4 protein-coding genes are annotated in these 2,923 nt (G+C 59.5%); all 4 read right to left on the minus strand.

Features of this window, described 5'->3' with window-relative positions; all coding sequences use genetic code 11:
• Positions 1-28: 28 nt before the first annotated feature.
• Positions 29-1,108: a CDP-glucose 4,6-dehydratase gene (gene rfbG, locus WBF74_RS00420; protein WP_424433721.1), complete on the minus strand. Its 1,080-nt coding sequence runs from the start codon at positions 1,106-1,108 to the stop codon at positions 29-31.
• The gene (rfbF, locus tag WBF74_RS00425) at positions 1,098-1,886 is read right to left on the minus strand and encodes a glucose-1-phosphate cytidylyltransferase (protein WP_424433723.1); all 789 of its coding nucleotides are present in this window, start codon (positions 1,884-1,886) and stop codon (positions 1,098-1,100) included. Before rfbF ends, rfbG begins: the two co-directional genes overlap by 11 nt.
• 11 nt (positions 1,887-1,897) lie before the next feature.
• Positions 1,898-2,536 (minus strand): guanylate kinase, encoded by a 639-nt coding sequence (gene gmk, locus WBF74_RS00430; protein WP_424433725.1) that lies wholly within the window; start codon positions 2,534-2,536, stop codon positions 1,898-1,900.
• Positions 2,537-2,542: 6 nt separating this feature from the next.
• Positions 2,543-2,923 (minus strand): endoribonuclease YicC domain-containing protein (locus WBF74_RS00435; RefSeq protein ID WP_424433727.1); only part of this gene is annotated, 381 nt, incomplete at its 5' end.

The following is a 2,923-nucleotide window of genomic DNA, read 5'->3' on the forward strand; positions in this document are numbered from 1 at the left end:
GTCAGAGACAGGTCGAAGCGCGCCGACATCAGGCAGCCTTCCGATGCAATGCTTCAAAGGCCGCGATCTGGCGAAGTGTCATCTCGCGCATATCTTTTCCTTGCCCGAGCGCGCGGTACCATTCCACGAGCCATTCAATGCAAGGCTCTCCCGCAAGCTGATCCTTCCAGCCGAGCACGGCACGCGCCTTTCGGCTGTCGATTTCAAGTGCCATCATTTCATGAGGACCGGTTTCATTCGCCGGCTTCCAAGGCGCAGCCCCAAGCGCCGATTGCACCGCTTCGGCAAGCGCCGCAACCGTGACTGGTTTCGCGCCGGGAGGTGGCCCGAAATTGAGAGCTGTCGGCAAGTCCTGCCCGTCATGCAGGCCACGGACAAAGGTGAAATACCCGCAAAGGCAATCCAGCACATGCTGCCAGGGACGGGCGGCCGCAGGATTGCGGAGCACTGGCGCCTCTCCCGCCGCAAGCGCCCGCCAGATATCCGGCACGAGACGGTCCTCGGAAAAATCACCGCCGCCGATCACATTGCCGCCGCGCGCCGTGGCAACACGCACGCCTGTTTCATTGAAAAAGGAACGTGCATAGGAAGACGTGACGATTTCGGCGGCAGCCTTGGATGCGGAATAAGGATCGTGGCCGCCAAGCGGATCACTCTCCCGGAAGGCGATGCTCGCCTCGTTATTTTCATAGACCTTGTCGGTCGTGACGACGAGAACCGTGCGAAGCGCGCTTCGGCCCCGCAGCGCTTCCAGCAGATTGACGGTGCCCATGACATTCATCGCGAATGTATCAACCGGCATCACATAAGACCGGCGAACGAGCGGTTGTGCAGCCATGTGAATGACGATCTCGGGATCGGCTTCGTCAACTGCGGCTCGCAGAGCCTCTGCATCCCGCAGATCGCCGATATGCGAGCGCACGGCGTCCTCCACGCCTGCGAGCGCGAAGAGGTTTGGCTCTGTATCCGGTGTGAGCGCAAAGCCCGTGACCTTTGCGCCCATGCGCGCGAGCCAAAGTGCGGCCCACCCTCCCTTGAAGCCAGTGTGCCCGGTCAGAAGGACACGCTTTCCACTCCAGAAAGAAGGGTCGAGCCCGTCAACAGCCACGCCAGTTCCCCCAACGCTTCCACGGCGCCTTGCCGGACGCCCAAAGCTCTTCGAGATAATTCTTTTCGCGCAGCGTATCCATGGGTTGCCAGAATCCGGAATGAGGGAAGCTCATGAGTTCGCCATCACGCGCCAGACCGACGAGCGGATCCCCTTCGAATGCCGTCCTGTCGCCCTCGATCCGGTCCAGTACGGAAGGCTCCAGCACGAAAAATCCACCATTGATCCAGGCATTGTCTCCCGGCGGCTTTTCGATGAAACGCTGAACCCTGTCTCCTTCAAGCTCCAGGGCACCATAGCGGCCCGGCGGGATAACGCGTGTCAGAGTCGCTTCCCGCCCATGCTGTTTGTGGAACGCAAGAAGCGCGTTGATGTCGATATCGCCGACACCATCACCATAGGTCATGAAGAAGCTCTCGTCCGGGTCAAGATAGTCCCGCACGCGCTTTATGCGCCCGCCTGTCAGCGTTTCGGCGCCCGTGTCCACAAGAGTGACGCGCCATGGCTCGCTCGGCTTCTGGTGGAATGTGATATCGCCGGACGCATCAATGGTTACATAGGAAGAATGGAGCACATAATTCGCGAAGTATTCCTTGATCATGTAGCCGCGATAGCCAAGGCAAATCACGAAATCGGTATGCCCGAAATGCGTGTAGATCTTCATGATGTGCCAATGGATCGGGCGCCCCCCGATCTCGATCATGGGCTTCGGGCGAAGCTGGCTTTCCTCAGATATGCGGGTGCCCAGCCCGCCCGCCAGTATCACCACCTTGGTCATGCCGCCTCCGGCTAAAGTGCCTCGCGAAGCTGTTTCACAAAATTGGACAAGCCTGTGAGCCGTCGCCTTTTCAAGCGTTCAGCAAGCAGGATTGCCTGAAGCTCGGCAAAGGCCTTGTCCATATTCTCATTGATGATGATGTAATCATATTCCTGATAATGACTGATCTCGTCTGACGCCTTTGCCATGCGCTCGGCCACGACCTCGGCCGGGTCCTGCGCACGCTTTTCGAGGCGCCTTTCAAGTTCCTGCGCTGAAGGCGGCAGGATGAACACCTTCACAAGATCGTCCTGCGCGGTTTCATCAAGCTGCTGTGTACCCTGCCAGTCAATATCGAACAATACGTCACGGCCCTGCGCCAGCGCCTTCTCGACGGGCGCGCGCGGCGTGCCGTAATAATTGCCAAAGACCTTGGCGTGTTCCAGAAACTCGCCACGGTTTCGCATGATGCCGAAATCTTCCGTGGACAGAAAATAGTAATCCTTGCCTTCAACTTCGCCGGGCCGTGGCTTCCTCGTCGTGGCGGAAATGGACATATCGATTTCGCTGTCGGCTTCGAGCAGGCGGCGCGAAAGGGTAGTCTTTCCCGCCCCGGAGGGAGAGGAAAGCACGAGCATCAATCCGCGCCGGTGAATGGCAATACCGCTCATCCCGCCCTACTCCACATTCTGAACCTGTTCGCGAAGCTGATCGATCACCGCTTTCATCTCCAGTCCGATACGCGTGAGGCTGACATCGGCCGCCTTGGAGCAGAGCGTGTTCGCCTCGCGATTGAATTCCTGTGTCAGAAAATCGAGCCGACGCCCCGCAGGCTCCTTGCCCTCAATCAGGGTACGCGCCTGTTCGACATGGGCCGTGAGCCGGTCAAGCTCCTCGCGAATATCAGCCTTGGTGGCCAGCAAGGCCGCTTCCTGGGCCAGCCGCTCTTCGGGAAGAGCGGGTGAGGCACCAAGAAGTTCCGACATCTGTTCCATGAGACGCGCCTTGATCGCGGTAGGCGAGGCAGCGGGTGAGGATGCCGCCGCGCCCGTCAGCCG

It is taken from the genome of Parvibaculum sp. (genome assembly GCF_049672805.1).
GTDB lineage: Bacteria > Pseudomonadota > Alphaproteobacteria > Parvibaculales > Parvibaculaceae > Parvibaculum.